Annotated in this window: 21 protein-coding genes; 12 read left to right on the top strand and 9 right to left on the bottom strand. The window is 69.8% G+C overall.

Translation table 11 applies throughout. The features are described 5' to 3' along the window. Nucleotides 1-122 precede the first annotated feature (122 nt). Nucleotides 123-3,647 carry an NB-ARC domain-containing protein gene (locus OG562_RS27905; protein ID WP_266402534.1) on the top strand — a complete coding sequence of 1,175 codons (3,525 nt, stop codon included), beginning with the start codon at nt 123-125 and terminating at the stop codon, nt 3,645-3,647. A 105-nt stretch (nt 3,648-3,752) separates the two neighbouring features. Here OG562_RS27905 and ychF read toward each other — a convergent pair whose 3' ends face one another. After that, complete coding sequence (ychF, locus tag OG562_RS27900; protein ID WP_266402532.1) at nt 3,753-4,841, bottom strand: redox-regulated ATPase YchF; 1,089 nt, start codon at nt 4,839-4,841, stop codon at nt 3,753-3,755. Nucleotides 4,842-5,168: 327 nt separating this feature from the next. Between ychF and OG562_RS27895 the strand changes: the two genes are divergently transcribed. Then, on the top strand, nt 5,169-5,576 hold the full coding sequence (locus tag OG562_RS27895; protein ID WP_323187562.1) for a DUF6542 domain-containing protein: 408 nt from the start codon (nt 5,169-5,171) through the stop codon (nt 5,574-5,576). A gap of 37 nt (nt 5,577-5,613) precedes the next feature. Here OG562_RS27895 and ppgK read toward each other — a convergent pair whose 3' ends face one another. After that, entirely contained in the window at nt 5,614-6,360 is a 747-nt protein-coding gene (gene ppgK / locus OG562_RS27890; protein WP_266402527.1) for a polyphosphate--glucose phosphotransferase, read from the bottom strand. 29 nt (nt 6,361-6,389) lie between these two features. Next, nucleotides 6,390-7,439, bottom strand: a complete 1,050-nt coding sequence (locus tag OG562_RS27885) for a 4-hydroxy-3-methylbut-2-enyl diphosphate reductase (RefSeq protein ID WP_266402524.1) — start codon at nt 7,437-7,439, stop codon at nt 6,390-6,392. A gap of 175 nt (nt 7,440-7,614) precedes the next feature. Here OG562_RS27885 and xseA point away from each other — a divergent pair, with 175 nt between their 5' ends. The 3 genes from xseA to OG562_RS27870 all read left to right on the top strand — a co-directional run bounded on the left by xseA (nt 7,615) and on the right by OG562_RS27870 (nt 9,835). Continuing rightward, on the top strand, nt 7,615-8,829 hold the full coding sequence (gene xseA, locus OG562_RS27880; protein WP_266402521.1) for an exodeoxyribonuclease VII large subunit: 1,215 nt from the start codon (nt 7,615-7,617) through the stop codon (nt 8,827-8,829). A 4-nt stretch (nt 8,830-8,833) separates the two neighbouring features. Further along, nucleotides 8,834-9,061 carry an exodeoxyribonuclease VII small subunit gene (locus tag OG562_RS27875; protein ID WP_266402518.1) on the top strand — a complete coding sequence of 76 codons (228 nt, stop codon included), beginning with the start codon at nt 8,834-8,836 and terminating at the stop codon, nt 9,059-9,061. Between the two features lie 183 nt (nt 9,062-9,244). Beyond that, entirely contained in the window at nt 9,245-9,835 is a 591-nt protein-coding gene (locus OG562_RS27870) for a malonic semialdehyde reductase (RefSeq protein WP_266402516.1), read from the top strand. Between the two features lie 124 nt (nt 9,836-9,959). Here OG562_RS27870 and OG562_RS27865 read toward each other — a convergent pair whose 3' ends face one another. After that, entirely contained in the window at nt 9,960-10,484 is a 525-nt protein-coding gene (locus OG562_RS27865) for a DUF4245 domain-containing protein (protein ID WP_266402514.1), read from the bottom strand. A 131-nt stretch (nt 10,485-10,615) separates the two neighbouring features. Here OG562_RS27865 and glpX point away from each other — a divergent pair, with 131 nt between their 5' ends. Beyond that, the gene (glpX, locus tag OG562_RS27860; protein ID WP_266402512.1) at nt 10,616-11,650 is read left to right on the top strand and encodes a class II fructose-bisphosphatase; all 1,035 of its coding nucleotides are present in this window, start codon (nt 10,616-10,618) and stop codon (nt 11,648-11,650) included. Nucleotides 11,651-11,817: 167 nt separating this feature from the next. Here the strand turns inward: glpX and OG562_RS27855 are convergent, their stop codons facing one another. Together OG562_RS27855 and OG562_RS27850 are read right to left on the bottom strand one after the other, a co-directional pair. After that, nucleotides 11,818-12,198, bottom strand: a complete 381-nt coding sequence (locus OG562_RS27855; protein WP_266402511.1) for a WhiB family transcriptional regulator — start codon at nt 12,196-12,198, stop codon at nt 11,818-11,820. A gap of 182 nt (nt 12,199-12,380) precedes the next feature. Beyond that, entirely contained in the window at nt 12,381-13,070 is a 690-nt protein-coding gene (locus tag OG562_RS27850; protein WP_266402509.1) for a DUF1707 domain-containing protein, read from the bottom strand. Nucleotides 13,071-13,238: 168 nt separating this feature from the next. Between OG562_RS27850 and OG562_RS27845 the strand changes: the two genes are divergently transcribed. Further along, the gene (locus tag OG562_RS27845) at nt 13,239-14,906 is read left to right on the top strand and encodes a fumarate hydratase (protein ID WP_266402507.1); all 1,668 of its coding nucleotides are present in this window, start codon (nt 13,239-13,241) and stop codon (nt 14,904-14,906) included. Between the two features lie 74 nt (nt 14,907-14,980). On the opposite strand, the gene OG562_RS27840 is transcribed toward OG562_RS27845, so the two are convergent. Together OG562_RS27840 and OG562_RS27835 are read right to left on the bottom strand one after the other, a co-directional pair. Further along, on the bottom strand, nt 14,981-15,421 hold the full coding sequence (locus tag OG562_RS27840; protein ID WP_266402505.1) for a hypothetical protein: 441 nt from the start codon (nt 15,419-15,421) through the stop codon (nt 14,981-14,983). Nucleotides 15,422-15,483: 62 nt separating this feature from the next. After that, nucleotides 15,484-16,005 carry a SigE family RNA polymerase sigma factor gene (locus tag OG562_RS27835; protein WP_266402503.1) on the bottom strand — a complete coding sequence of 174 codons (522 nt, stop codon included), beginning with the start codon at nt 16,003-16,005 and terminating at the stop codon, nt 15,484-15,486. A 146-nt stretch (nt 16,006-16,151) separates the two neighbouring features. On the opposite strand from OG562_RS27835, the gene OG562_RS27830 reads away from it, so the two are divergent. The 3 genes from OG562_RS27830 to OG562_RS27820 all read left to right on the top strand — a co-directional run bounded on the left by OG562_RS27830 (nt 16,152) and on the right by OG562_RS27820 (nt 20,926). Beyond that, complete coding sequence (locus tag OG562_RS27830; protein ID WP_266402500.1) at nt 16,152-17,537, top strand: aspartate ammonia-lyase; 1,386 nt, start codon at nt 16,152-16,154, stop codon at nt 17,535-17,537. A 73-nt stretch (nt 17,538-17,610) separates the two neighbouring features. After that, nucleotides 17,611-18,303, top strand: coding sequence for a DUF402 domain-containing protein (locus tag OG562_RS27825; protein WP_266402497.1), 693 nt, complete (start codon nt 17,611-17,613; stop codon nt 18,301-18,303). Between the two features lie 361 nt (nt 18,304-18,664). After that, a complete protein-coding gene (locus OG562_RS27820) occupies nt 18,665-20,926 on the top strand; it encodes a SpoIIE family protein phosphatase (protein ID WP_266402494.1) in 2,262 nt (753 codons plus the stop codon). Nucleotides 20,927-21,003: 77 nt separating this feature from the next. Here the strand turns inward: OG562_RS27820 and OG562_RS27815 are convergent, their stop codons facing one another. Next, on the bottom strand, nt 21,004-23,457 hold the full coding sequence (locus tag OG562_RS27815) for a transglycosylase domain-containing protein (RefSeq protein WP_266402492.1): 2,454 nt from the start codon (nt 23,455-23,457) through the stop codon (nt 21,004-21,006). Nucleotides 23,458-23,704: 247 nt separating this feature from the next. Here OG562_RS27815 and OG562_RS27810 point away from each other — a divergent pair, with 247 nt between their 5' ends. Next, nucleotides 23,705-24,670, top strand: coding sequence for an SPFH domain-containing protein (locus tag OG562_RS27810; protein WP_266402489.1), 966 nt, complete (start codon nt 23,705-23,707; stop codon nt 24,668-24,670). After that, nucleotides 24,667-24,921, top strand: coding sequence for a hypothetical protein (locus OG562_RS27805; RefSeq protein ID WP_266402486.1), 255 nt, complete (start codon nt 24,667-24,669; stop codon nt 24,919-24,921). The genes OG562_RS27810 and OG562_RS27805 overlap by 4 nt, the downstream gene beginning before the upstream one ends. Nucleotides 24,922-25,121: the final 200 nt, after the last annotated feature.

Here is a 25,121-nt window from a genome sequence, read left to right as displayed (position 1 = left end):
CGCCTACGTGGCAGCTTGTGAACCGTTGCGATGTGGACTGTCAGTGGTGCCCTGCATGCTAGAGGGCGACACCGAGGCCAAGGGGGAATCGCCATATGGGCGGAGTCGATACGGCACGGGGCATGAGTTTCCAGACGGCGTGCGCCATTCTGCAGCTCATCCGCACTCCGGAGGAGTACCCGGACGCCGAGACCTTCCGGGTCGAGGGCGCTGATGAGGCCATCGACTTCGAAGTACGCGACGCGCAGGGACGGCCGCTGCTGCTCGCACAGGCGAAGACCCGCGTCGAGCCGGGCTCGTGGTCAGGTCCGGAACTGGTAAGGCTGGCTCGACGCTGGGGCTCCGCAGATCCCGGAGGCACGGCGGTGCTGCGGTTCCTCTCGGACGCACCCGTGCACTCATCAGGACATGCACTGCGGAACGCGGTGGCACGTGCTCGGGCCGTGCCGGACCCTGGCCAATGGCTGGCAGAGTGCAAGGACGAAGTGCCGGCCTCGATCAGGCTGACCGTCAACGATCACGCGTTGCTCCGACGGCTGGAGATTGATACTCGGATCGGGCCCTGGGAGCAGATCCTCGACCAGGCCCGGTTGGAGCTGCTGCGCCTGTCCCCCGTCGCCATGGCGGCGGAAGACATCGACAGCACGGTCGACGCACTGTTTGTGAAGATGTTTCAGTGGTCCGGGGACCACCTGCTCGCCCGACGCACGTTCCGGTTGGCCGAGCTTCCGCGGCTCGTGCGCGGACGCCGTGCCACGCCTGGGGCCGAGGCAATCAAGCTGCCCGGGCCCGGCCGCGCGCTCTTCCGTGAGGTCCCTTCGGCTGCCGGTGTGCGCGGCCGGAGCAGGGAGCTGACGACGCTCAGGGAACGATTCAGCAGGGAGCCCGATGCAGGGACACCCCGGGTGGTGGTGTCCGGACTCGGTGGGATCGGCAAATCGAGCATCGCACGGCTGTATGCCCACCGACACCGAGACCAGTACGACTTTGTTTGGTGGATCCCGTCCGATACCCGGGAGGACGTCATCGCCGCATATCGGCGGATGGTCACCGAGGAGCGACAGGACACCGAGCCAGCCACCGACGTGGAGATCCTCACTCAGGTCGGCCTCCGCCTAGCGCACCTGGGCACCAGGCTGCTGCTCATCTACGACAACGTCGCGGACCGGGAGCAGCTGCAAGGTCTGCTGCCGACCTGCGAAGGTGCGCATGTGTTGGTCACCACCCGCGACTCGGCCTGGGCTGCGGCAGACGGCGGGCTAGTCGTTGAACGGATGACGGCCGAGGAGGCCACTGCCTGGGCTGGAGAACGGCTGCCGGATATCTCCGAGTCCGAGGTGTCCGCGCTGGTCAACGCAGTGGAGGGCATCCCGCTCGGCATCGCCCAGGCCATCGGCTACATCGCGGCGACCCAGTGCCCGGTCGGCGTCTATCTGACTGAACTCGCCAACTGCCGCGCCCAGTTGCTCGACGACCGCGGCTTCGTGCCGCTCGACTACCGGGAGGGCGCGACACTGACCGCGGCGGTCACCCTCAGCGTAAAAAGGGTGCTCGATCAGGCGCTGCACTCGTCCGACGACTCGGGACAGCATCTCGCCGCGGGGCTGCTCGCCCGCTGTGCCCTGCTCGCCCCAGACTTCATTCCGCTTCACCTCGCAACACTCGACCTGCCGACCGGATCTGCCGTCTACAGGGCTGTGGCGGAGCTGCGCAGATTTTCCCTGGTCGACCCCCGAGACGGCTTTCTCGCAATCCACCGCATCGTCCAGGAAATCATCCGCGCGATGCTGGACGGCGAGGCCGTCAATACGATGCAAGGACGCTTCCAGCACGAGCTGGTGAAACGGCTGGTGGACTGCCAGAAACAGCACTCATGGGCCGAGGCCGCCACCCTGATTGAGCATGCGGTTCATGTGGCGCATCGCGTGACCAATAGCGGCTATGCGGACGCCAACACCGTGGCACTGCTGGCCAATGTCGCGGGAGCGATCTCAAACATCCACGGTGATCTGGTGCGCAGCGAGGGACTGTTACGTGAGGCACTGACGATCGTGGAGCACGCCGGCGAAGGGGCAATCGACGATCCCGTCTACCGCCGAGCCGCCACGACGACCACACTGGCCCAGTGCCTGATGAATCAGTCGCGGTTCGACGAGGCCGCACAGGCGGCACAGACTGCCTGGACTTTGCTGGAAGGCATGGACTCACTCCACGCTGAGGGCGTCGAGCACCTGCTGTTGGCCCACGTCGCCGACATGCGCGCGGCAGTGGCAACGGACCGCTTCGCTGACATCGCCCGCGCCAACGCCAGGCTCGAGGCGGTTCTGCAGCGCGAGGATGTGGCTCCCTCGACAGCCTTCGGAATCCGGTTGGAACAGGTGCAGTCGCTCGTGTGGATCCAGAACTGGGACGACGCGGCTATGGCCATCGACCAGGCTAAGGCGGCGGCTCCGGCAGACGCCGAGACGAGCGCGGAACTCCACTTCCTGGACGCCATCGTCAAAGCATCCACGGGTCGGCTGGAGGAGGCCCTCGCCGTCACCGCGGGAATCCCCGAGCCCGCCGAGCGGGAAGCCGTGAACATCATGCGCCACCACGCGGACCATATGGTGGACGCGGCCCATGCCCTGACGGTGGGCAGCCTCCGCAGGCAGGAGAAGGGGCTACCCACTGAAGCCTGGATCCTCAAAGCCGCAGGGTTGTTGATCGACCAGGCTGAGGCGCTGCTCGTAGCACACACCGAAGCCGGGCCGGACGTACTGGCCCATGTCACGCACCGACGCGCTGTGCTCGCCTGGACCCGACACCTTCTGGGGCATCCAGACAGTGACCCGGAGCTGTGCCGCGCCCTGATGCGAGAGAGCCTTGAGCTGTTCGAGGCTGCGGGGCAGAGCCACGTACCGCTCGCGGTCACAGCACGCCAGTTCCTGGAGCTGCATGAACAGGATCCGCACGACGAGCCTTCCGAAACGGTGAGCCTGGAGGGGCCTCCTCACTTTCCGCTGCCACCGTCGGGAGGCAGTGGAACGTATCTGATAGACGAATACCCCTGGCGCAACGCCGTAGCTCTCACCCGGGCCGTTCCGCCCGATGCGCGCTCGCTTTACAGCCTGCTGGGAGCCACCTCTTATCACCTGGGTGGGCAAGCAGCGCCCTCTCCTGCCTTCCTCGTGCTGGCATTCACCACGGCCCTACGCTTCCTGGGACTGGAGTGCCGACTGGTCCCTACCATGTTGCGGGTAACCCGAGGTGACGGTAGATCGGTCGACCTGCCGGACTGGGGGCTTCCGCCGGTGGTCACACAGAACGGGGAAGTCCGGGGGCACGTAACCGTCTGGTGCGAGGAAGCAGCGCGGTTGGTAGACCCGGCCCTCCTGATCGGCCAGAGCCTGCTTGCCCCGGGCGCCGCGGAGCGCGAGATCTTCCGGTCCCCCGTAGTCTTTCCGGCGCCCGATTTGAACGCTCTGCTCGGCATCAACCCGGCCACCCACCGAGAGGGGCACCTACTCGCTTACGAGTTCCGCCTCGACTGGGAGGAGCGCCTCCGTGGGGCGATGGAGCACCTGGACGAGCCGGCTGTAGCCAGCTTTGCGCGAGTACTGGCCGCTACCGCCACCCTGGCAGCCGACACCGATCTGTATGCCTGAGTACGACTCCCCGGGCTGAAGTCCTGCGGACTGCTGCGGACAGCTGCGGACAGCACGACGGCCTGACCTGCATCGCCGCAGGTCAGGCCGCCTCTAGGTACCCGGTCACACGTTGAAGCGGAACTCCACCACATCCCCGTCCTGCATCACGTAGTCCTTGCCCTCCATCCGGGCCTTGCCCTTCGCGCGGGACTCGGCGACCGAGCCGGTCTCCACCAGGTCGGCGAAGGAGATGACCTCCGCCTTGATGAAGCCCTTCTGGAAGTCGGTGTGGATGACTCCGGCGGCCTCGGGGGCGGTGGCGCCCTTCTTGATGGTCCAGGCGCGGGATTCCTTGGGGCCGGCCGTGAGGTACGTCTGGAGGCCGAGGGTGTCGAAGCCGACGCGGGCGAGGGTGGCGAGGCCGGGCTCCTCTGCGCCGACGGACTCCAGGAGCTCCATCGCGTCCTCCTCGTCCAGCTCGGCGAGGTCCTGCTCCAGCTTGGCGTTGAGGAAGATCGCCTCGGCCGGAGCGACCAGGGCACTCTGCTCGGCCTTGAACGCCTCGTCGGTCAGCTCGTCCTCGTCGACGTTGAAGACGTAGAGGAACGGCTTCGTCGTGAGGAGGTGCAGGTCGTGGAGGAGCTCCTCGTTGCCGGAGCCCTGGACGATGCCCTGGGAGAAGAGCGTGTCGCCCTTCTCCAGGATCTCCTTCGCCGCCTCGACCGCCGCGACCTTGGGCACGATGTCCTTCTTGATGCGCGACTCCTTCTGGAGACGCGGCAGGACCTTCTCGATGGTCTGGAGGTCGGCGAGGATCAGCTCGGTGTTGATCGTCTCGATGTCGTCCTTGGGCGAGACCTTGCCGTCGACGTGCACGACGTTCTCGTCCTTGAAGGCACGGATGACCTGGCAGATCGCGTCGGACTCGCGGATGTTCGCCAGGAACTTGTTGCCCAGGCCCTCGCCCTCCGAGGCGCCCTTGACGATGCCCGCGATGTCCACGAAGTCGACGGTCGCCGGGAGGATGCGCTGGGAGCCGAAGATCTCGGCCAGTTTCGTCAACCGCGCGTCGGGGACGCCGACCACGCCGACGTTGGGCTCGATCGTGGCGAACGGGTAGTTGGCCGCCAGCACGTCGTTCTTGGTCAGGGCGTTGAACAGGGTCGACTTGCCGACATTCGGCAGACCGACGATTCCGATCGTGAGCGACACGTTGCGACTTCCCGTTGTGAGAGGGCCAGGGGGCCGGTCCCGTAGTGAGAGGGCCAGAGGCCAGGGGGCTGGCCGATCCCCCAGTTTACGGCGTGTCCGACACCCGATTCGGCACATAAACCGACCTAAGTTGGTGCAGTGGAGCAACACAGGACGCGCCCCCCGCACCAAGGAACGCGACGCCGGGACACACCGCCCCTTCCGCCCCTTCCGCCCCAGGCGAGCCGGGACCGGGAGCGGATCCGCGATCGTGCCCCGAGCCGTGACGCGTCCCGTGCCACCGTCCGAGCTGTCCGGGCCGTCCGAGCTGTCCGGGCCGTCCGGCGGATGCCGAACCCCCGGCTCACCGGGCTCGGCGGCGGGCTGTTCAGCGGGGCGGTGATGTTCGCGCTGGGCTGTCTGGACCAGCTGCTGTTCGAGGGCTCGCTGACCGTGTACGGCGTGCTGTTCCTGCCGCTGAGCGTGCTGACCGCCCTGTGGATCCGCCGGGGCGACCAGCTGTCGGCGCCCGTGGTCATGCCGATCGCCTTCACCGTCGGCCTGCTGCCCCTGGCCGAGAGCGGGAACGGCTTCGCCGCCCGCCTGATGGGCCTGGTCACGGCCCTGGCCACCCAGGCCGGCTGGCTGTACGGCGGGACGGCGACGGCCGGTGTGACGGTCCTCGTCCGCGGGTTCCGGTTCGCGGCCGCCCGTCGACGAGCCGCCGCGAACCGACGCCCCGCCGCCCGCGCGTAACGCCCCGCGCACAGCGCCCGGAGCCTCCGAAAGGCGCCTAGTGCCCCTTCACCGCGTGCATCGCCGCGCCCACGATCCCCGCGTTGTTCTGCAGCTGCGCCGGGACGATCTCGGCCTTGACGTCCTCGATGAAGTGCAGGAACTTCTCGGACTTGCGGCTGACTCCGCCGCCGATGATGAACAGCTCGGGCGAGAAGAGCATCTCGACGTGGGCGAGGTACTTCTGGACGCGCTGCGCCCAGTGCTCCCAGGTCAGCTCGCCGTCCTCCTTGGCCTTGCTGCTGGCGCGCTTCTCCGCGTCGTGGCCGTGCAGCTCCAGGTGGCCGAGCTCGGTGTTGGGCACGAGCGTGCCGTCGACGAAGAGGGCGCTGCCGATGCCGGTGCCGAACGTCAGCAGCACGACCGTGCCGCTGCGGTCGCGTCCCGCGCCGAAGGACATCTCGGCGACGCCTGCCGCGTCCGCGTCGTTGACCACCGTCACGGGCAGCCCGCCCAGCCGCTCGCTGAACAACGCGCGCGCGTCCAGGTCGATCCAGCTCTTGTCGACATTGGCCGCCGTACGGATCGTGGACCCGCCGGTGACCACGCCGGGGAAGGTGAGGCCGACCGGGCCGGTCCAGCCGAAGTGGTCGACGACCTCCTTCACCCCGTCGGCCACGCCGTCGGGCGTCGCCGGTTGCGGGGTGAGCACCTTGAGGCGCTCCTGGGCCAGGTCGCCCTTGTCCAGGTCCACGGGAGCGCCCTTGATCCCGGATCCACCGATGTCCACGCCGAAGATCTGCATGGCTCTACGTTACGACGATCGACTGACAGTCACTCAGTCGAGGTGCCCGCCGGACCAGAGGCCGCACCCGACACCGCACCGCTCACGCCGCGCTCGGCCAGCAGCGCGGCCGCCTCGTCGCGCAGGTCACGGCGGAGTTCCTTGGGCAGCGAGAAGGTGATGTGCTCGTCGGCGGCCTTGACCAGCTCGACGTCCGCGTAGCCGCGCTCGGAGAGCCAGGCCAGGACCTCTTCGACGAGGACCTCGGGAACGGACGCACCGGAGGTGACGCCGACCGTGGTCACGCCCTCCAGCCAGGCCTCGTCGATCTCGCTCGCGAAGTCCACGAGGTGGGCCGAGCGCGAGCCGGCGAGCTTGGCGACCTCGACCAGCCGCACGGAGTTGGAGGAGTTGCGGGAGCCGACCACGATCACCAGCTCGGCCTCGGCGCCCATCTGCTTCACCGCGAGCTGACGGTTCTGCGTGGCGTAGCAGATGTCGTCGCTGGGCGGGGAGATGAGCTGCGGGAACTTGCCCTTGAGCGCGTCGACGGTCTCCATGGTCTCGTCGACCGACAGCGTGGTCTGGGAGAGCCAGACGACCCTGGACGGGTCGCGGACCTCGACCTTCGCCACGTCCTCGGGGCCGTCGACGATCGTGATGTGGTCGGGGGCCTCGCCGGAGGTGCCGATGACCTCCTCGTGGCCCTCGTGCCCGATCAGGAGGATGTCGTAGTCCTCCTGGGCGAAGCGGACGGCTTCCTTGTGGACCTTGGTGACCAGGGGGCAGGTCGCGTCGATGGTGGCGAGGCTGCCGCGGGCGGCCTCCTCGTGGACGACGGGGGCGACGCCGTGCGCGGAGAACATCACGATGTTGCCCGGCGGGACCTCCTCCGTCCGCTCGACGAAGACGGCGCCCTTCCGCTCCAGGGTCTGCACGACGTACTTGTTGTGGACGATCTCGTGCCGGACGTAGACCGGCGCCCCGTACTGCTCGAGGGCTTTCTCGACGGCGATCACGGCACGGTCGACGCCCGCGCAGTAGCCCCGGGGGGCGGCGAGCAGGACACGGCGGCCAGACGAAGCAGTCATGCGTCCCATCGTAAGGCCGCGCCCGAGGGGTCGAAGATCGCCTCGTCGCGGAGGGCGGGAGGCCGGGGAGGGCAGGGAGGCCGGGGAGGGCGGCCGGGAGCCGAGGGGGAAGCCCGGGGGGACCCTCGAGGTGGGCTGGAGCGCGGGACGCGGCGTTGTCGGTGGTGGCCGTTACGCTCGCGACATGGCTGTGAACACGTCCGCTGAGACTCCGCTGCCCGTCGGCGAGATCTCGCGGCTCATCGGGAGCTGGATCGACCGGCTCGGCGCGGTGTGGGTGGAGGGGCAGATCACCCAGCTGTCGCGGCGCCCGGGCGCGGGCGTCGTGTTCCTGACGCTGCGCGATCCGTCGTACGACGTCTCCGTGAGCGTGACCTGCTTTCGGCAGGTGTTCGACGACGTGGCGGACGTCGTCGGCGAGGGCGCGCGGGTCGTCGTCCACGCGAAGCCGGAGTGGTATGCGCCGCGGGGGCAGCTGTCGCTGCGGGCGGTCGAGATAAGGCCGGTGGGCGTCGGGGAGCTGCTGGCCCGGCTGGAGCAGCTGAAGAAGTCCCTGGCGGCCGAGGGGCTGTTCGCGCCGGAGCGCAAGAAGCCGCTGCCGTTCCTGCCGCAGCTCATCGGGCTGGTGTGCGGCCGGGCGTCCGCCGCCGAGCGGGACGTCCTGGAGAACGCCCGGCACCGCTGGCCCGCCGTCCGCTTCGAGGTGCGCAACGTCGCGGTGCAGGGGGTGCACGCGGTGCCGCAGGTGGTCCAGGCCGTGAAGGAGCTGGACGCGCTGGCGGAGGTGGACGTGATCGTCGTCGCGCGCGGCGGCGGCAGCGTGGAGGACCTGCTGCCGTTCTCCGACGAGCAGCTGATCCGCGCGGTGGCGGCCTGCCGTACGCCGGTGGTCTCGGCGATCGGGCACGAGCCGGACAACCCGCTGCTGGACCATGTGGCCGACCTGCGCGCCTCGACGCCGACCGACGCGGCGAAGAAGGTCGTGCCGGACGTCGGCGAGGAGCTGGAGCGGGTGCGGATGCTGCGCGGGCGGGCGCGCCGGTGCGTGGCGGGGTTCCTGGAGCGGGAGGAGCGCGGGCTCGCCCATGCGCTGGCGCGGCCCGCCATACAGGATCCGCACCGGATGATCGACGAGCGGGCCGCTCATGTCTCGGCGCTCGTCGACCGTTCCCGGCGCACGCTCGGGCACCTCCTGGACCGCGCGGACTCCGAGCTGACGCACACGCACGCGCGCGTGGTGGCCCTTTCGCCGGCCGCGACGCTGAAGCGGGGGTACGCGGTGCTGCAGAAGGTTGACGGGCATGTGGTCCGGGATCCGGGCGAGGTGACGGCGGACGAGCCGCTGCGCGCGCGGGTCGCCGAGGGTGAGTTCAGTGTTCGTGTCGACGACCAGGGATGAGTGCATGACGAGCAAGACGGACGAAGCGCTCGGATACGAGCAGGCACGCGACGAGCTGATCGAGGTCGTCCGCCGGTTGGAGGCGGGGGGTACGACGCTGGAGGAGTCCCTCGCCCTGTGGGAGCGCGGCGAGGAGCTGGCCAAGGTGTGCCGGCGCTGGCTGGAGGGCGCACGGGCCCGGCTGGACGCGGCGCTGGCCGAGGAGACGGGAGAGAAGGAGAGCGGCGAGTAGCCCCGGCGGCGCGGTCAGGGCGGGGTGAGCCGACACAAGTCGGCGCGGCGACTGTGATGCGGGTCACCACTCCCCGGCTTTTGTTGAACCTTGAACCTTCTCTCGCGTACCGTCGGTCTCGTCAGCCGATCCGGACCACGGTCCGGTACCTCCGCCCGGACCCCACCCCGAGGAAGTTCACGCATGTCTCTCGTTCTTGACCCCGCCGCCCAGGACCTGCTGTTCCGCGAGGCCCGCACCGCGAACACCTTCACCGACGAGCCGGTGACCGACGAGCAGATCCAGGCGATCTACGACCTGGTCAAGTACGGCCCGACCGCCTTCAACCAGACCCCCCTGCGCATCACCCTGGTCCGCTCCGCCGAGGCCCGCGAGCGCCTGGTGAAGCACATGGCCGAGGGCAACCAGGCCAAGACCTCCACCGCCCCGCTGGTCGCGATCCTCTCCGCGGACAACGAGTTCCACGAGGAGCTGCCGACCCTGTTCCCGGCGTTCCCGCAGGCCAAGGACCTCTTCTTCAGCGAGCGCCCGGCCCGTGAGGGCTCGGCCACGGTGAACGCCGCCCTGCAGGCCGCGTACTTCATCGTCGGCGTGCGCGCCGCCGGCCTCGCCGCCGGCCCGATGACCGGCGTGGACTTCGAGGGCGTCCGCAAGGAGTTCCTCGACGACGACCACACCCCGCTGATGGTGGTCAACATCGGCAAGCCGGGCCAGGACGCCTGGTACCCGCGCTCCCCGCGCCTGGCCTACGACGAGGTCATCACCACCGTCTGACGGACGTGCGCTGACGCCTGACGGACGTGTACGGACGTAGGACACGCACGTACGAAAGAGGCCCCCGGACACCGGGGGCCTCTTTCGTACGTCTCACGTACCTCTTTCGTAGGTCACACCGCGCTCACGCCAGCTTCAGCGCTCCGACCATCGTCTTCAGCCGGTCGAAGGACGCCGTGCCTGCGACGACCGTCGTCGAGCCGTCGGTGTCCTGCAGGACGAGCGCGTCGTAGCGGCCGCCGGTGTAGCGGATCCAGGTGCGGCCGCCGATCTCCTCGGCGACCTTGGTGGCCCGCCCGCCCTGACTGGCCTCGTCGATGAACGTCGAGCGCTTCTGAGTGGACTGCTCGATGGTCACGTACTCCCCGTCGGGGGCCTGGAAGCCGAGATGCCAGGCGTCGAAGTCGTCGCCGCGGAAGCGCACGGAGGTCGCCTTCCAGCTCTCGGGCAGACCCTCGGGTGCGGCCACCGGGTACGAGGCCGCGCGGCGAGCCGTGAGGAGCTCGACGCGGTAGTCGACCCGTTTGACGTCGGGAGCGCGATCGTCGTGCGGGATGAAGAGGTATATGACCCACGCCGCGATCATGATCAGGCCCAGGGAGAGGATCATGTCCCGGGCCGTCTTCTGCTTGCCGTTCGAACCTGCCACGCCCCCTATCGTCGCAGGTGCCCGATGCGCTCATCCGTGGGGTCCCCTGCTCATTTTGTCGGACTGACGATAGAGTCGAGAGTCGAACCCTCATCCGGCCGTCGTCGTATCAGTCAGAAAGGTGCGCTCCGATGACCGAGCATCATCACTTGCCGTCCGAACTCGATGTCCCCTCCGAGGCCCCCGACCGCAACCTCGCCCTGGAACTCGTCCGGGTGACCGAAGCCGCCGCGATGGCCGCGGGCCGCTGGGTGGGCCGCGGCGACAAGAACGGCGCCGACGGCGCCGCTGTCCGCGCGATGCGGACCCTCGTCTCCACCGTGTCGATGAACGGCGTGGTCGTCATCGGCGAGGGCGAGAAGGACGAGGCGCCGATGCTCTTCAACGGCGAGCGCGTCGGCGACGGCACCGGGCCCGAGGTCGACATCGCCGTCGACCCGATCGACGGCACCACGCTGACGGCCAAGGGCATGCCGAACGCGATCGCCGTCCTCGCGGCCACCGAGCGGGGCGCGATGTTCGACCCGTCCGCCGTGTTCTACATGGACAAACTGGTCACCGGCCCCGAGGCCGCCGACTTCGTCGACATCGACGCACCCGTGGCGGTGAACATCCGCCGGGTCGCCAAGGCGAAGCGGGCCACGCCGGAGGACGTCACCGTCGTCATCCTGGACCGGCCCCGGCACGAGGGCATCATCGAGGAGATCCGGGCGACCGGGGCGCGCATCAAGCTGATCTCCGACGGCGACGTGGCCGGCTCGATCCTGGCGCTGCGCGAGGGCACCGGCATCGACCTGCTGCTCGGCATCGGCGGCACCCCCGAGGGCATCATCTCGGCCTGTGCGGTGAAGTGCCTGGGCGGCACCATCCAGGGCAAGCTGTGGCCCAAGGACGACGAGGAGCGACAGCGGGCGATCGACGCCGGGCACGACCTCGACCGGGTGCTGACCACCGAGGACCTGGTGACCGGGGAGAACGTGTTCTTCGTCGCGACCGGGATCACCGACGGCGAGCTGCTGCGCGGGGTGCGGTACCGGTCGGAGACGGCCACGACCGACTCGATCGTGATGCGGTCGAAGTCGGGGACGGTCCGTCGGATCGACTCCGAGCACCGGCTGAGCAAGCTGCGCGCGTACAGCGCGGTGGACTTCGACCGGGCGAAGTAGCGCACAGAGAAGCAGATCGCAGAGAAGCAGCTCACAGAGAAGCGACCCGAAAAGGTGGGGCGCCCCCGGTGCGGAGGGGGCGCCCCGTTCGCTTGGCCGTGAGCCTGAGCCGCGTGCCGTGAGCCTGAGCCGCGTGCCGTGAGCCGCGTGCCGCGGCCGCCCGCCGGCTAGCCGGCTGCCGCTATGCGGTCCGTCGTCGACCTCGCGGCCTTCTTCAGCTCCATGTCGCGGCGGCGGCGCCGGGCCAGGACCACACGGCGCTCGGCGGCCGTGAGGCCGCCCCAGACGCCGTACGGCTCGGGTTGCAGCAGCGCGTGTTCGCGGCACTCGACCATGACGGGACAGCGGGCACAGACCCGCTTGGCGGCCTCCTCGCGGGAGAGGCGGGCGGCGGTGGGCTCCTTCGACGGTGCGAAGAACAGGCCTGCCTCGTCGCGCCGGCACACCGCCTCGGTGTGCCAGGGAGCGTCTTGGTCCCTGTCGCGCGCTGGCACCCGCGGGGCCGGAACAGCGGCGACCTGCAGGGACGAATGCGGCGGTTGCAGCACGGGTCTACTCCTGACGACGGCTTCGCGAGCGAGAGACGATGCAGCAAGGCCTACCCGCTGTGCGCGTGCCTATGCACTGAGTTCCGAACCGCTGGATTACGGGGTTTTCTGAGCGCTCCCGGGACGGGACGGGCCGGATTCGGGACCCGACCGGGCCCGACCGGATTCACGACCGTCAACGGTCACAGGTGCTTGCGCAAACCCTTGTCGACCTTGCGCTGAACGCGATCGAGGATGTCCGCGACGAGCTTGCCGCGCTTCGGCTTGCCTTCGATGTTGCCCAGAACGGCCCACCCGTCGACGTAGACGACCGGGGCCTCGGGGTCGGCCGAGTCGAGCGTGTCCACCTCGAAGTTGCCGAGCACTCCGGCGCCGGTGCCCCGCAACGAGACGTTCTCCGGGACGCGGACCTCGACGTTCCCGAAGACCGCCATCGCCTTGATCACGACCTGCTGGTGCTCGAAGAGCGCCTCGCTGAGGTCGATCTCGACGCTGCCGAAGACGGCGTACGCGTGGATACGGCGGCCCGCGCGCCAGCGGCCCCGGCGGACGGCGCTGCTGAAGACCGCGATCACGTTGTCGTCGGGGTCGGCGGGTATCGCGCCGGCGGCGGGGCGGTTGGGGGTGACGCCCGGGCCCGTGCGCGGCTCGTGCGCGGCGGGCAGGTCCCGTACGAAGACGTCCAGTTCGCCGACCGTCTTGGCGGACAGCACGCCCTCGACGCGCTCCGCGTGCTCTTCGGCGGTCAGCCGGCCCTCCGCCAGGGCGTCGCGGAGGATGTCGGCGATGCGGTCACGGTCGGCGTCCGAGGCGCGCAGCTCGGCGGCCGGTGTGGGTGCGGTCGTCGCGGTCGTCTGCTTCTGAAGGTCCACGACAGCAGCGTACCCAAACACGATAGATCGCGATACCCCTGTCCGGGAACGAGCGGCGGGCGAACTGAGTCTTACCTCACCAGCTCGCCGTCAGAGACAGGTTCTACCCTGGAGGGCGCCCGCCAATGGCGGCTGGCCGCGCCGTCTGTCGAAAGAGGAATGGGCGACATGCCTGAGTTCGCGTACACCGATCTGCTCCCCATGGGAGAGGACACCACCCCGTACCGGCTGGTGACCTCCGAGGGTGTCTCCACCTTCGAGGCCGACGGGCGGACGTTCCTCAAGGTGGAGCCGGAGGCGCTGCGCAAGCTGGCCGCCGAGGCCATCCACGACATCCAGCACTATCTGCGCCCCGCCCACCTCGCCCAGCTGCGCCGCATCATCGACGACCCCGAGGCGTCGAACAACGACAAGTTCGTCGCGCTGGACCTCCTGAAGAACGCGAACATCGCGGCGGCGGGCGTGCTCCCGATGTGCCAGGACACCGGCACGGCCATCGTCATGGGCAAGCGCGGGCAGAACGTGCTCACCGAGGGCGGCGACGAGGCCGCCCTCTCGCGCGGGATCTACGACGCGTACCTCAACCTCAATCTGCGGTACTCGCAGATGGCTCCGCTCACCATGTGGGAGGAGAAGAACACCGGCTCCAACCTCCCGGCCCAGATCGAGCTGTACGCGACCGACGGCGGCGCGTACAAGTTCCTGTTCATGGCCAAGGGCGGCGGCTCGGCCAACAAGTCGTTCCTCTACCAGGAGACGAAGGCGGTCCTCAACGAGGGCTCGATGATGAAGTTCCTGGAGGAGAAGATCCGTTCGCTGGGCACGGCCGCCTGCCCGCCGTACCACCTGGCGATCGTCGTCGGCGGCACGTCGGCCGAGTACGCGCTGAAGACCGCGAAGTACGCCTCCGCGCACTACCTGGACGAGATCCCGGCCGAGGGCTCCGAGCTCGGTCACGGCTTCCGGGACAAGGAGCTGGAGGAGAAGGTCTTCGAGCTGACGCAGAAGATCGGGATCGGCGCGCAGTTCGGCGGCAAGTACTTCTGCCACGACGTACGGGTCGTGCGCCTCCCCCGGCACGGCGCGTCCTGCCCGGTCGCGATCGCCGTGTCCTGCTCCGCCGACCGGCAGGCGGTCGCGAAGATCACCGCCGAGGGCGTGTTCCTGGAGCAGCTGGAGACGGACCCGGCGCGGTTCCTCCCGGAGACGACCGACGAGCACCTGGACGAGTCCTCGGACGTCGTCCGCATCGACCTCAACCAGCCGATGGACGACATCCTCGCCGAGCTGACCAAGTACCCGGTCAAGACCCGGCTGTCCCTCACCGGCCCGCTGGTCGTGGCCCGGGACATCGCGCACGCCAAGATCAAGGAACGCCTGGACGCGGGCGAGGAGATGCCGCAGTACCTGAAGGACCACCCGGTGTACTACGCGGGCCCGGCCAAGACCCCCGAGGGCTACGCGTCAGGCTCCTTCGGCCCGACCACGGCCGGCCGGATGGACTCCTACGTCGAGCAGTTCCAGGCCGCCGGCGGCTCCAAGGTGATGCTCGCCAAGGGCAACCGCAGCAAGCAGGTCACCGACGCGTGCGGCACGCACGGCGGCTTCTACCTCGGCTCCATCGGCGGCCCGGCCGCCCGGCTCGCCCAGGACTGCATCAAGAAGGTCGAGGTCGTCGAGTACGAGGAGCTCGGCATGGAGGCCGTCTGGAAGATCGAGGTCGAGGACTTCCCGGCCTTCGTCGTCGTCGACGACAAGGGCAACGACTTCTTCCAGGATCCGGCCCCGGCACCGACGTTCACGAGCATTCCGGTGCGGGGGCCGGGTCTGGTGTGACGGATGTGATCCTGTGACGGACGCCCGCCCCTGATTGGTGCAGGGGCGGGCGTCGTTGTCAGGTCAGGGCCCGGTCAGCCGGCGCAGATGGTGAAGTTGACCGTGTCGCCCGGCTTGATGGTCTTCGGGGCGTGCGGAGTCACCTCGAGCACCGAGGTCGGCTTGCAGCCCTTGACGGCCTTCTTGGTGACGGTGCCGAGTTTCGTCTGCGTCTTTTCGAGCAGCGGCTTGGCCATGTCCAGGCTGAGGCCCGCGAGGGGGAGCCGCGTGGTCGTACCGTCGCTGAAGAGGTAGAGCAGGGTGGTGGCGTCGTCGTTCGTGGTGGCCGTGCCGGTCGCCGCCGGGGTCGAGCTGCTGTTGCTCGCGACCGAGGTGGCCAGGGCCGTCCCGCCGCCCGCCGCGATGAGGGCGGCGGCGACGGCGGCGATGCCGATGGTCCGACGGCGACGGGTGCGCCGCAGGATCTGCGGCGCGTCGAAGTCGGGGCTCTCGGCGGAGTTCGCGAATCGGTTCATGGCGTTGATCAGTTCCTCTTCGAAAGGTGTGCAGCTGGAAGGCCGTGCATCGCCGTACGAGGTCATCGGATTCCTTCCGTGTGCCGCCGCGGTGGAGGGCCGGAGAGTGCGGGGAACTGACTTCTGAGCTTCTCGATGCCCCGGGCCAGCTGGGAGCGGACCGTGCTCGTCGTGATGCCGAGGTCGGCCGCTATCTCGCTGTCCGAGAGATCGTCGAAGTATCGCAGCACCACCACGGTCCGCATCCGCATGGGCAGTTGCTGCAACGCGCGCACCAACTGGTCCCTGCTGTCGACCTGCCCGTACTCGTCCCCCGGGGCGACGGCCTCGCCGCCTTCGGTGTGGTGAGTCGTGGTCAGTCGGCGGAACCTCCGCCAGCGGTCGTTGGCCAGGTTCACCATGATCCGCCGGACGTAGGCGTCCGGAGCGTCCTTCGCCGCGATGGTGCGCCATCTGCGGCACGCCCGCTCCAGGGTCTCCTGGACCAGGTCCTGTGCCGCCTCGCGGTTTCCCGTCAGCACGAAGGCGCCCCGGAACAGCGCGGCCGACCGGGCGGCGACGAAGCCGTCGAAGTCCGTCTCCACACTCTCCCTCCCTTCCTGTCACCCGTCCTCGACGTGGCAGCCCCCCGATCTGCTGCACGGGACGGATGAGACCTGAGTCACAGGGGCGGCGCACCCGGACGGACCAAGCCCGGAACATCCCCGGCGCGTCGATCGCTGTACCGGGTATGAGCGACTACCGCATCGAGCACGACTCCATGGGCGAGGTCCGCGTCCCGGCGGACGCCAAGTGGCGGGCCCAGACCCAGCGCGCCGTGGAGAACTTCCCCGTCTCGGGCCAGCGCCTGGAGCGCGCCCACATCGAGGCCCTCGCCCGGATCAAGGGGGCGGCCGCCAAGGTGAACGCCGAACTCGGGGTGCTCGACAAGGAGATCGCCGAGGCGATCCAGGGCGCGGCCGAGGAGGTCGCCGACGGGACGTGGGACGCGCACTTCCCCGTCGACGTGTTCCAGACCGGGTCCGGGACCTCCTCCAACATGAACGCCAACGAGGTCGTCGCCACCCTCGCCACCGAGCGCCTGGGCCGGGACGTGCACCCCAACGACCATGTCAACGCCTCCCAGTCCTCCAACGACGTCTTCCCCTCGTCCATCCACATCGCGGCCACCGCCGCCGTCACCCGTGACCTGATCCCCGCCCTGGAGCACCTGGCGGCCTCCCTGACCCGCAAGTCCGAGGAGTTCGCCGACGTGGTGAAGTCCGGGCGTACGCATCTCATGGACGCCACGCCGGTGACGCTCGGCCAGGAGTTCGGCGGGTACGCCGCCCAGGTGCGGTACGGCGTGGAGCGGCTGCACGCCTCCCTCCCCCGGCTCGCCGAGCTGCCGCTGGGCGGCACCGCCGTCGGCACCGGCATCAACACGCCCCCCGGCTTCTCGGCGGCCGTCATCGAGGAGGTCGCCCGGGCCACCGGGCTGCCGTTGACCGAGGCGCGCGACCACTTCGAGGCGCAGGGCGCGCGGGACGGGATCGTCGAGACCAGCGGGCAGCTGCGGACCATCGCGGTCGGACTCACGAAGATCGCCAACGATCTGCGGTGGATGGCGTCCGGGCCCAGGACCGGGCTCGCCGAGATCAGCCTGCCCGACCTCCAGCCCGGCTCATCGATCATGCCCGGCAAGGTCAACCCGGTCATCCCGGAGGCCGTGCTGATGGTCGCCGCCCAGGTCGTGGGGAACGACGCGACGGTGGCCACGGCGGGCGCGGCGGGCAACTTCGAGCTCAACGTCATGCTGCCGGTGATCGCCAAGAACGTGCTGGAGTCGATCCGGCTGCTGGCCAACGTCTCCCGGCTGCTCGCCGACCGCACCGTCGACGGGATCGTCGCGCACCGCGACCGCGCCCGGGAGTACGCCGAGTCGTCGCCGTCGGTGGTCACCCCGCTGAACAAGTACATCGGGTACGAGGAGGCCGCCAAGGTCGCCAAGAAGGCGCTGGCCGAGCGGCAGACCATCCGGCAGACGGTCCTCGAGGGCGGGTACGTGGAGCGCGGCGATCTGACGGTCGAACAACTCGACGAGGCGCTGGATGTCCTTCGGATGACACACCCGTGACGTTTCGCGCCCCGGCGTGAGAACCGTGACGCGCGCCGCAGCGTCGTATGGCCATGGCACCTAATATCTGTGCATGGCAGACGGTGGAGCGGTGAGACGCGCGGGAACGGGTGGTGCTGCGGCTTTCTGGAGACCCGGGGATCAGATCCTGTGGCGCTACCGGGAGAACGGCGGCGCGCGCTTCCACATCGCCCGGCCGGTCACCGTGGTCCGCGACGACGCCGAGCTGCTCGCCGTCTGGATGGCCCCGGGCACGCAGTGCGTGAAGCCCGTGCTCGCGGACGGCACGCCGCTGCACCAGGAGCCGCTGCGGACCCGGTACACCAAGCCACGGACCGTCCAGCTCGACCGGTGGTTCGGCACGGGCGTGCTGAAGCTGGCCCGGCCCGGCGAGCCCTGGTCGGTGTGGCTGTTCTGGGATCCGGGCTGGCAGTTCAAGAACTGGTATGTCAATCTCGAGGAGCCGCTGGCCCGTTGGGACGGCGGGGTGGACTCCGAGGACCACTTCCTGGACATCTGCGTGTATCCGGACCGTACTTGGGGCTGGCGCGACGAGGACGAGTTCGCGCAGGCCCAGCAGGACGGTCTGATGGACGCCGAACTCGCCGAGCGGGTGCGGGAGGCGGGCCGCTCGGCGGTGGCGGCGATCCGTGCCTGGGGGCCGCCGTTCGGCGACGGCTGGCAGCACTGGCGCCCGGATCCGTCCTGGGCCGTACCGTTGCTTCCGGAGGACTGGGACCGTATGCCGGCGCACATGTCCACATGAGACCCTTGATGCGCCCCCGGGCTGCAAACGTAGGATCGTCCTCCGCAAGAGCATGCAACAGCAACTCCCGGGGCCGACACCGGGTCTGACCGAACGTCACCGAGGGGCGGCAGGACGTGAGCGAGGGGTACGAGGGCAACGCCGGTGGCGCCGCCGGGACTTTCGGCGTCGACCCGGGCTGCGGCCCAGGCGTCGGCCCGGGCTTTGGCCCAGAGGACCGTGAGCGGTCCTCCGGCGACACAGGAACAGCCTCTGACCACGCGGGAATTCCGTTCCGGGGACAGGTATTCCGGGTATCGGGTTTTCTGCGGGACCAACTGCGTGCGCGGCACGCAGCCCCGGACGGACGGATTCGACACGCGTGACGGAGCAGCCCACGTCCTACGAACGCCCCCAGGGCGTCGACGACCCCACGGACACCCGCGGGGCGCTCCTGCGTACCCCGGCGACGGGCGCGGCGGCCTTACCTCCTCCCGCGGCGGGCCAGGCCCGCACGGAGAACAAGGACGGCAAGAACGACAAAGGCGGCCTGGACGGCTTGGACGGTCTGGACGGCAAGGGAAAAGATCCGGCCGATTCGAGTCCGGAATCGGGCTCCGGCTCGGGTCTCGGCGCGGCTCCTGGTTCGAGCCCCGGCACGGGTCCCGGCACGGGCATCGGCTCGGGCTCCGGCACGGGTCTCGGCGCGGGCTCCGGTACAGGCATCGGCGCGGGTCCTGATTCGGATCCCGAGCACTCCCAGCCCTCGGCCGTCGCCGAGCCGGACACGCACCGGCCGCGGCCCGCGCCGGAGGGCATCCCGGTCCAGCCGGGCTCCGAAGCGCGCCCTGAGCGCAGTGCCGGCGGGCTGGATCGCCGGGGCGGCGGGCAGGGCACGACACCGGGCCGGCCCACGCCCATGCGGCGGGACGGCGACCGGCTGCGCTTCGTGGGCGCCGCGACCCGACGGATCGCCCGGGGACTGGACCTCGACGAGATCGTGATGGGGCTGTGCCGGGCCACCGTGCCGACCTTCTCCGACGCGATCCTGGTCTATCTGCGCGACCCGCTGCCGGTCGGCGACGAACGGCCGGTGGCGGACCGCGTCATGCTGCGGCTGCGGCGCACCGACCGGATCCCGGAGGAGCGCGACACCGAGACCGGCTTCGCGGCCCTCGCCCTGCCTCCCCCGGACCCCGCCGAGCTGACCGAGCTGTCGGCGGCGATCGGGGAGCTGTGCGAGGTGCGGCCCGGCGGTGCGCTCGCGGAGGTGCTGCGCGGGGTGCGTCCGGTGTTCGCGGACAATCCGGCCGCGCACACCGCGCTGCCGGAACTCCTCGGCGAGGACAGCCAGTTGGTCATCCCCGACGGCCAGCGGGCGATCCTGGCCCCGCTGCGCGGCCGCCGCCGGGTGATCGGCGCCGCGGTCTTCCTGCGCCGCCCGGAACGCATCCCGTTCGAGAACGACGACCTCCTGGTCGCCGCCCAGCTCGCCACGCACAGCGCCCTCGGCATCGACAAGGCGGTGCTGTACGACCGCGAGGCGTACATCGCCGACGAGCTCCAGCGGACCATGCTGCCGGAGACCCTGCCGCGCTGCACCGGCGTACGGCTGGCGTCCCGCTATCTGCCGGCCGCGGAGACCGCGCGGGTCGGCGGCGACTGGTACGACGCCATCCCGCTGCCCGGCAGCCGGGTGGCGCTGGTGGTGGGCGACGTCATGGGGCACTCCATGACCTCGGCGGCCATCATGGGCCAGCTCCGGACGACCGCCCAGACCCTCGCCGGGCTCGACCTGCCGCCGCAGGAGGTGCTGCACCACCTCGACGAGCAGGCCCAGCGCCTGGGCACCGACCGCATGGCGACCTGTCTGTACGCCGTCTACGACCCGGTCTCGCACCGCATCACCATCGCCAACGCGGGCCATCCCCCGCCCATCCTGCTGCACCTGGGCGGCCGGGCCGAGGTGCTGCGGGTGCCGCCGGGCGCGCCGATCGGGGTCGGCGGGGTGGACTTCGAGGCGGTGGAGCTGGACGCGCCCGCCGGGGCGACGCTCCTGCTGTACACCGACGGCCTGGTGGAGTCCCGGCTGCGGGACGTGGCGACCGGGATAGAGCAGCTGCGCGAGAAGCTCGCCGCGACCGCACAGCTGACCGGCCCCGACCATCCGCCGCCCCTCGAGGCCCTGTGCGACGAGGTGCTCGACATGCTCGGGCCCGGCGACCGGGACGACGACATCGCGCTGCTCGCCGCCCGCTTCGACGGGATCGCGCCGAGCGACGTGGCGTACTGGTTCCTGGAGCCGGAGGACGCGGCGCCGGGCCGGGCCCGGCGGCTGGCGCGGCGCGCGCTGTCCCGCTGGGGCCTGGAGGACATGACCGACTCGGTCGAGCTGCTGGTCAGCGAGGTCGTCACCAACGCGGTGCGGTACGCCACCCGGCCGGTCACCCTGCGGCTGCTGCGCACGGACGTGCTGCGCTGCGAGGTCGGCGACGACGTGCCGCAGCTGCCTCGGCTGCGGCAGGCCCGGGCCACCGACGAGGGCGGGCGCGGACTGTACCTGGTGAACCGGCTGGCCCGGCGCTGGGGCGCGACCCGGCTGAGCACGGGGAAGGTCGTCTGGTTCGAGCTGAACCGGAGCTGAGAGAGGCGAAGGAAGCGAGCGGAGAGGGCGCCCGGAGATCTCCGGGCGCCCTCTCCGCTGTCTGCCGTCGGTGGCCGCTACTGGCCGGAGAGCGGATCGTCCGGATTCTCTGGTTCGGTCGACGGATCCTCCGTGCTCGGTTCCGTCGACGTGCCACCCGTCGGTGTGCTGGACGGGGACGAACTCGTCGACGGGGACGAGGACGGGGAGGAACTCGTCGACGGGGACGAGGACGGGGAGGAACTCGTCGACGGGGACGAGGACGGGGACGAACTCGTCGACGGGGACGAGGACGCCGACGGCGACGCGGTCTGGACCGCCGCGCCCTGGTCGGTGTCCAGGTCGAACTTGGTGACCTTGGTCGACACGCCGAACGTGTAGTCCGCCCAGATCTGCGCCGGGAAGCCACCACCGTTGATCCGGCCCGCGACCGTGGTCAGGCCCGTCGTCGCGCCGGTCAGCGCGACCTGCGGGTGCGGGGCCTTCGCCGACTCGCCGAACAGGCCGACCGAGGTCACCAGGTCCGGGGTGTAGCCGGTGAACCAGGCCGACTTGTTGCCGTCGGAGGTGCCCGTCTTGCCCGCGACCTTCTGGCCCTTGCGCTTGGGGTTGTCCCGCACGGAGGTCTTGGCCGTTCCGTCGTCGACCACGCCGGTGAGGACCGAGGTGACCGAGTCGGCGGCGTTGCGGCTGATGACCTGCTTGCCGATGGGGTCGGACAGCTTCAGCGAGTGGACGCTGTTCTCCACCGACTTGATGAGCGCCGGGGTGACCTGCTTGCCGTGGTTGTCGAGGGTCGCGTAGACGGCGGCCATCTGCAGGGGGCTCGCGCCCATGGTGCCCAGGGTCTGCGCGGGCACCGCCTTCAGGTCCTCGGTGTCCATGCCGAGGTCCTGAGCGACCTTCAGCACCTTGTCCATGCCGACGTCGACGCCCATCTGCGCGAAGACGGAGTTGATGGACTTGTTCAGCGCCGTCTGGACGGTGACGTCGCCGTAGTCCTGGTCGTCCTCGTTCTCCGGGGCGAAGGCGATGTCGCTGCCGACGACCGGGCGCTTGCTGGTGCCGTCGTAGATCGTGTTGGCGCCGATCTCCTTGCCGTCCTGCGTCTTGGCGGCCTGGTCGATGGCCGCGGCGAGGATCACCGGCTTGAAGGTCGAGGCGGGCTGGTAGTCGGTGCGGGTGGCGTTGTTGAGGTAGTGCTCGGTGTAGCCGACACCGCCGTACATCGCCTCGACGGCGCCCGTCTTCGGGTTCACCGACACCGCGCCGGCCTGGACGTCGCCGTCGACCGAGCGCTTCTTCTTGTCGAGCTTGCTGGTCAGCTGGTCCTTGACGGACTGCTCCAGCGCCTTCTGCTTCTTCTTGTCGATGTTGAGCTCGATGGTCCAGCCGCCGCGCCTGACAAGGGCCATGCCCGACTCGAAGTCGTCGGCGAGGCCCTGGGAGACCAGCTGCTTGGCCAGTTCGGTGTTGGCCGCGTCGACGAGGTAGCCGACCTGACCCTCCTGGCCGGGCGCCGCCTTGGGCTCCTCGGGCTCGGGGAAGGTCATGGCCTCGCGCTTGGTCTTGTTCAGCCAGCCCTCCTCGACCATGTTGTCGAGGACGTAGTTCCAGCGCGCCTTGACCAGCCTCTTGCCGGTGTCGGTGGCGACGGCCCAGTCGTACTGGCTGGGCGCCTGGAGCAGCGCGGCGAGGTAGGCGCCCTGCTGGACGTTGAGCTTGTCGGCGTCGACGCGGTAGTAGGCCTGGGCGGCGGCCTGGATGCCGTAGGCGCTGCGGCCGTAGTAGCTGGTGTTGATGTAGCCGGCCAGGATGTAGTTCTTGGACTTCTCCCGTTCCAGCTTCAGCGAGATGACCAGTTCCTTCAGCTTGCGCGTGACGGTCTGTTCCTGCGTCAGGTAGTAGTTCTTGACGTACTGCTGGGTGATCGTCGAACCGCCCTGCGCGCCCTTGCCCATGAGCGTGTTGATCATGCCGCGTGCGGTGCCCCTGAGGTCGACGCCGGGGTCGTCGTAGAAGCTCTTGTTCTCGGCGGCGACGAAGGTGTACTGGACGGCCCTGGGGACGCTGGCGAGGTCGACGTTCTCGCGGTTGAGTTTGCCGTCGCGGGTGAGGATCGCGCCGCCGCTGTACTCGTAGACGTTGCTCTGCAGTTCGGCGTCGGGGTTCGCGGAGGGGATCGGCGTCGTCATGTACAGCGCGATGAAGGCGCCGACGGTGAGGACGACCAGGCCGAGGAACGTGCCGAGGACCTTCTTCCAGGTGAAGAGCCGGCGTATGAAGCTCTTGTCCTTCTTGCCGCCCTTGCCGTCCTTCTTGCCGCCGCTCGCGGCCCTGCCGCTCCGGCCCTTCTTCGCGCCCCTGCGGGCGGCCGCGCGGCCCCCGCCCTCGGCGGACGCCACAGGCTCCGACACGGGCTCCGAGGCCGACGAGGGGGCCGGGGGCGCCTCCGTCGCCGACGAGCGGTCCCTGGGCGCCGCGCGGTGGCCACCGCGCTGTCGCGCTCGTCTCTCTTCCGCTCGTCCCATGAGTCCGCTCGCTCCGCTTCCTACTCGGCAGTCACACCAGTGCCCGGAGGCAGGTCAGCTCAGAAAGCTAACACCGCTGTCTATGTCAAGGGGGCCTCGTTCCGGCCTTGCCGGGGCGTGAGAATCAGCACGCCTCCCGAACCCTGCCCCATCTTCTCGACGTACGAGAGGGGTTCAGGGTTGCCGTGACGGGTAAAAGTGATATCACTTAGCTAAGCAGAAGCTAGCGAAAGACGGGGGATCTTCCATGTCCATGTCCGCATCCGAGCACGCCTCTTCCGCACCGCCCGAGGCGACCGGGACCACCGACGCGCTCGACACGCCCGCCCCGCGCATCGAGGAGTTCACCGCGCACAGCGTGGCCGGCGGGCTCGCGCTGCTGCTCGGGCTCGCCGGGCTGCTGGCCGGCGGCGGGATGATCGCGGGGGCCACCATAGTGACCGCGGACGGCCTCAAGGCCGCCCTGATCGCCTTCGGCGTCCTGGTCGGTCTCGCCGCGTTCCTCGCGATGTGCGGGCTGAACACGGTGGCGCCGGGCGAGGCGCGCGTGGTGCAGCTCTTCGGGCGGTACCGGGGGACGATCCGCGAGGACGGACTGCGCTGGGTGAACCCCTTCACCTCCCGCGAGAAGATCTCCACCCGCGTCCGCAACCACGAGACGCCCGTACTGAAGGTCAACGACGCCTACGGCAACCCCATAGAGCTCGCCGCGGTCGTGGTGTGGCGGGTACAGGACACCGCGCAGGCCACCTTCGAGGTGGACGACTTCCTGGAGTTCGTCGCCACCCAGACCGAGGCCGCCGTACGGCACATCGCCATCGAGTACCCCTACGACGCCCATGACGAGGCCGGTCTCTCGCTGCGCGGCAACGCCGAGGAGATCACCGAGAAGCTCGCCGTCGAGTTGCACGCGCGCGTGGCGACGGCCGGTGTGCGGATCATCGAGTCGCGCTTCACCCACCTCGCGTACGCTCCCGAGATCGCCTCGGCGATGCTCCAGCGGCAGCAGGCCGGCGCGGTGGTCGCGGCGCGGCGGGAGATCGTGGACGGGGCCGTCGGGATGGTCGAGGCGGCGCTGAACCGGATCTCCGAGCAGGGCATCGTGGAACTGGACGACGAGCGGAAGGCGGCGATGGTGTCCAACCTGATGGTGGTGCTGTGCGGGGACCGGGCGCCCCAGCCGGTGCTGAACACCGGGACCCTCTACCAGTGACGGTTCCTTCCGGGGATTCAGCCCCTCAAGGTCGGCCGCAGCGCAAGCAGGTGCTGCTGCGGCTCGATCCAGCGGTGTACGAGGCGTTGGCCCGCTGGGCCGGGGAAGACCTTCGGTCGGCGAACGCGCAGATCGAGTTCCTGCTGCGCAGGGCGCTGAAGGACGCGGGGCGCCTGCCCGGCGAGGCCGGACCGATCCCGCGTCGAGGTCGCCCCCCTGGGGGCTCCGCCCCCAGACCCCCGTCGACCTGAACGGCCTCGTCCTCGGACTCCCCCGGAGGGGGCACCCCCGGACGGGCTGGCGGGCGCGGACCGGCCTCGAGGCAGACGCCAGGCCCGAAGGGGGGCGTCGGGCCCGAAGGGGGGCCTCGGGCCTGTAGCAGAACGGTGACAATCGGCCCCCACCTGCGCACTCACACCCCCCGCCGCCACCTCCACACTCCGCGTATACA

The organism is Streptomyces sp. NBC_01275, assembly GCF_026340655.1.
Classification (GTDB): Bacteria; Actinomycetota; Actinomycetes; order Streptomycetales; family Streptomycetaceae; genus Streptomyces.
Note: the sequence above shows the minus strand (reverse complement) of the source record. Positions and strands in the feature narration are given on the sequence as shown.

What these genes read in the sequence shown, in the direction of transcription:
- OG562_RS27905 (WP_266402534.1), top strand. Translation starts at nt 123, where the DNA reads ATGAGTTTCCAGACGGCGTGCGCCATTCTGCAGCTCATCCGCACTCCG.
- OG562_RS27895 (WP_323187562.1), top strand. Translation starts at nt 5,169, where the DNA reads ATGCCGAACCCCCGGCTCACCGGGCTCGGCGGCGGGCTGTTCAGCGGG.
- ppgK (WP_266402527.1), bottom strand. Translation starts at nt 6,360, where the DNA reads ATGCAGATCTTCGGCGTGGACATCGGTGGATCCGGGATCAAGGGCGCT.
- OG562_RS27885 (WP_266402524.1), bottom strand. Translation starts at nt 7,439, where the DNA reads ATGGGACGCATGACTGCTTCGTCTGGCCGCCGTGTCCTGCTCGCCGCC.
- xseA (WP_266402521.1), top strand. Translation starts at nt 7,615, where the DNA reads ATGGCTGTGAACACGTCCGCTGAGACTCCGCTGCCCGTCGGCGAGATC.
- OG562_RS27875 (WP_266402518.1), top strand. Translation starts at nt 8,834, where the DNA reads ATGACGAGCAAGACGGACGAAGCGCTCGGATACGAGCAGGCACGCGAC.
- OG562_RS27870 (WP_266402516.1), top strand. Translation starts at nt 9,245, where the DNA reads ATGTCTCTCGTTCTTGACCCCGCCGCCCAGGACCTGCTGTTCCGCGAG.
- glpX (WP_266402512.1), top strand. Translation starts at nt 10,616, where the DNA reads ATGACCGAGCATCATCACTTGCCGTCCGAACTCGATGTCCCCTCCGAG.
- OG562_RS27845 (WP_266402507.1), top strand. Translation starts at nt 13,239, where the DNA reads ATGCCTGAGTTCGCGTACACCGATCTGCTCCCCATGGGAGAGGACACC.
- OG562_RS27840 (WP_266402505.1), bottom strand. Translation starts at nt 15,421, where the DNA reads ATGAACCGATTCGCGAACTCCGCCGAGAGCCCCGACTTCGACGCGCCG.
- OG562_RS27830 (WP_266402500.1), top strand. Translation starts at nt 16,152, where the DNA reads ATGAGCGACTACCGCATCGAGCACGACTCCATGGGCGAGGTCCGCGTC.
- OG562_RS27825 (WP_266402497.1), top strand. Translation starts at nt 17,611, where the DNA reads ATGGCAGACGGTGGAGCGGTGAGACGCGCGGGAACGGGTGGTGCTGCG.
- OG562_RS27815 (WP_266402492.1), bottom strand. Translation starts at nt 23,457, where the DNA reads ATGGGACGAGCGGAAGAGAGACGAGCGCGACAGCGCGGTGGCCACCGC.
- OG562_RS27810 (WP_266402489.1), top strand. Translation starts at nt 23,705, where the DNA reads ATGTCCATGTCCGCATCCGAGCACGCCTCTTCCGCACCGCCCGAGGCG.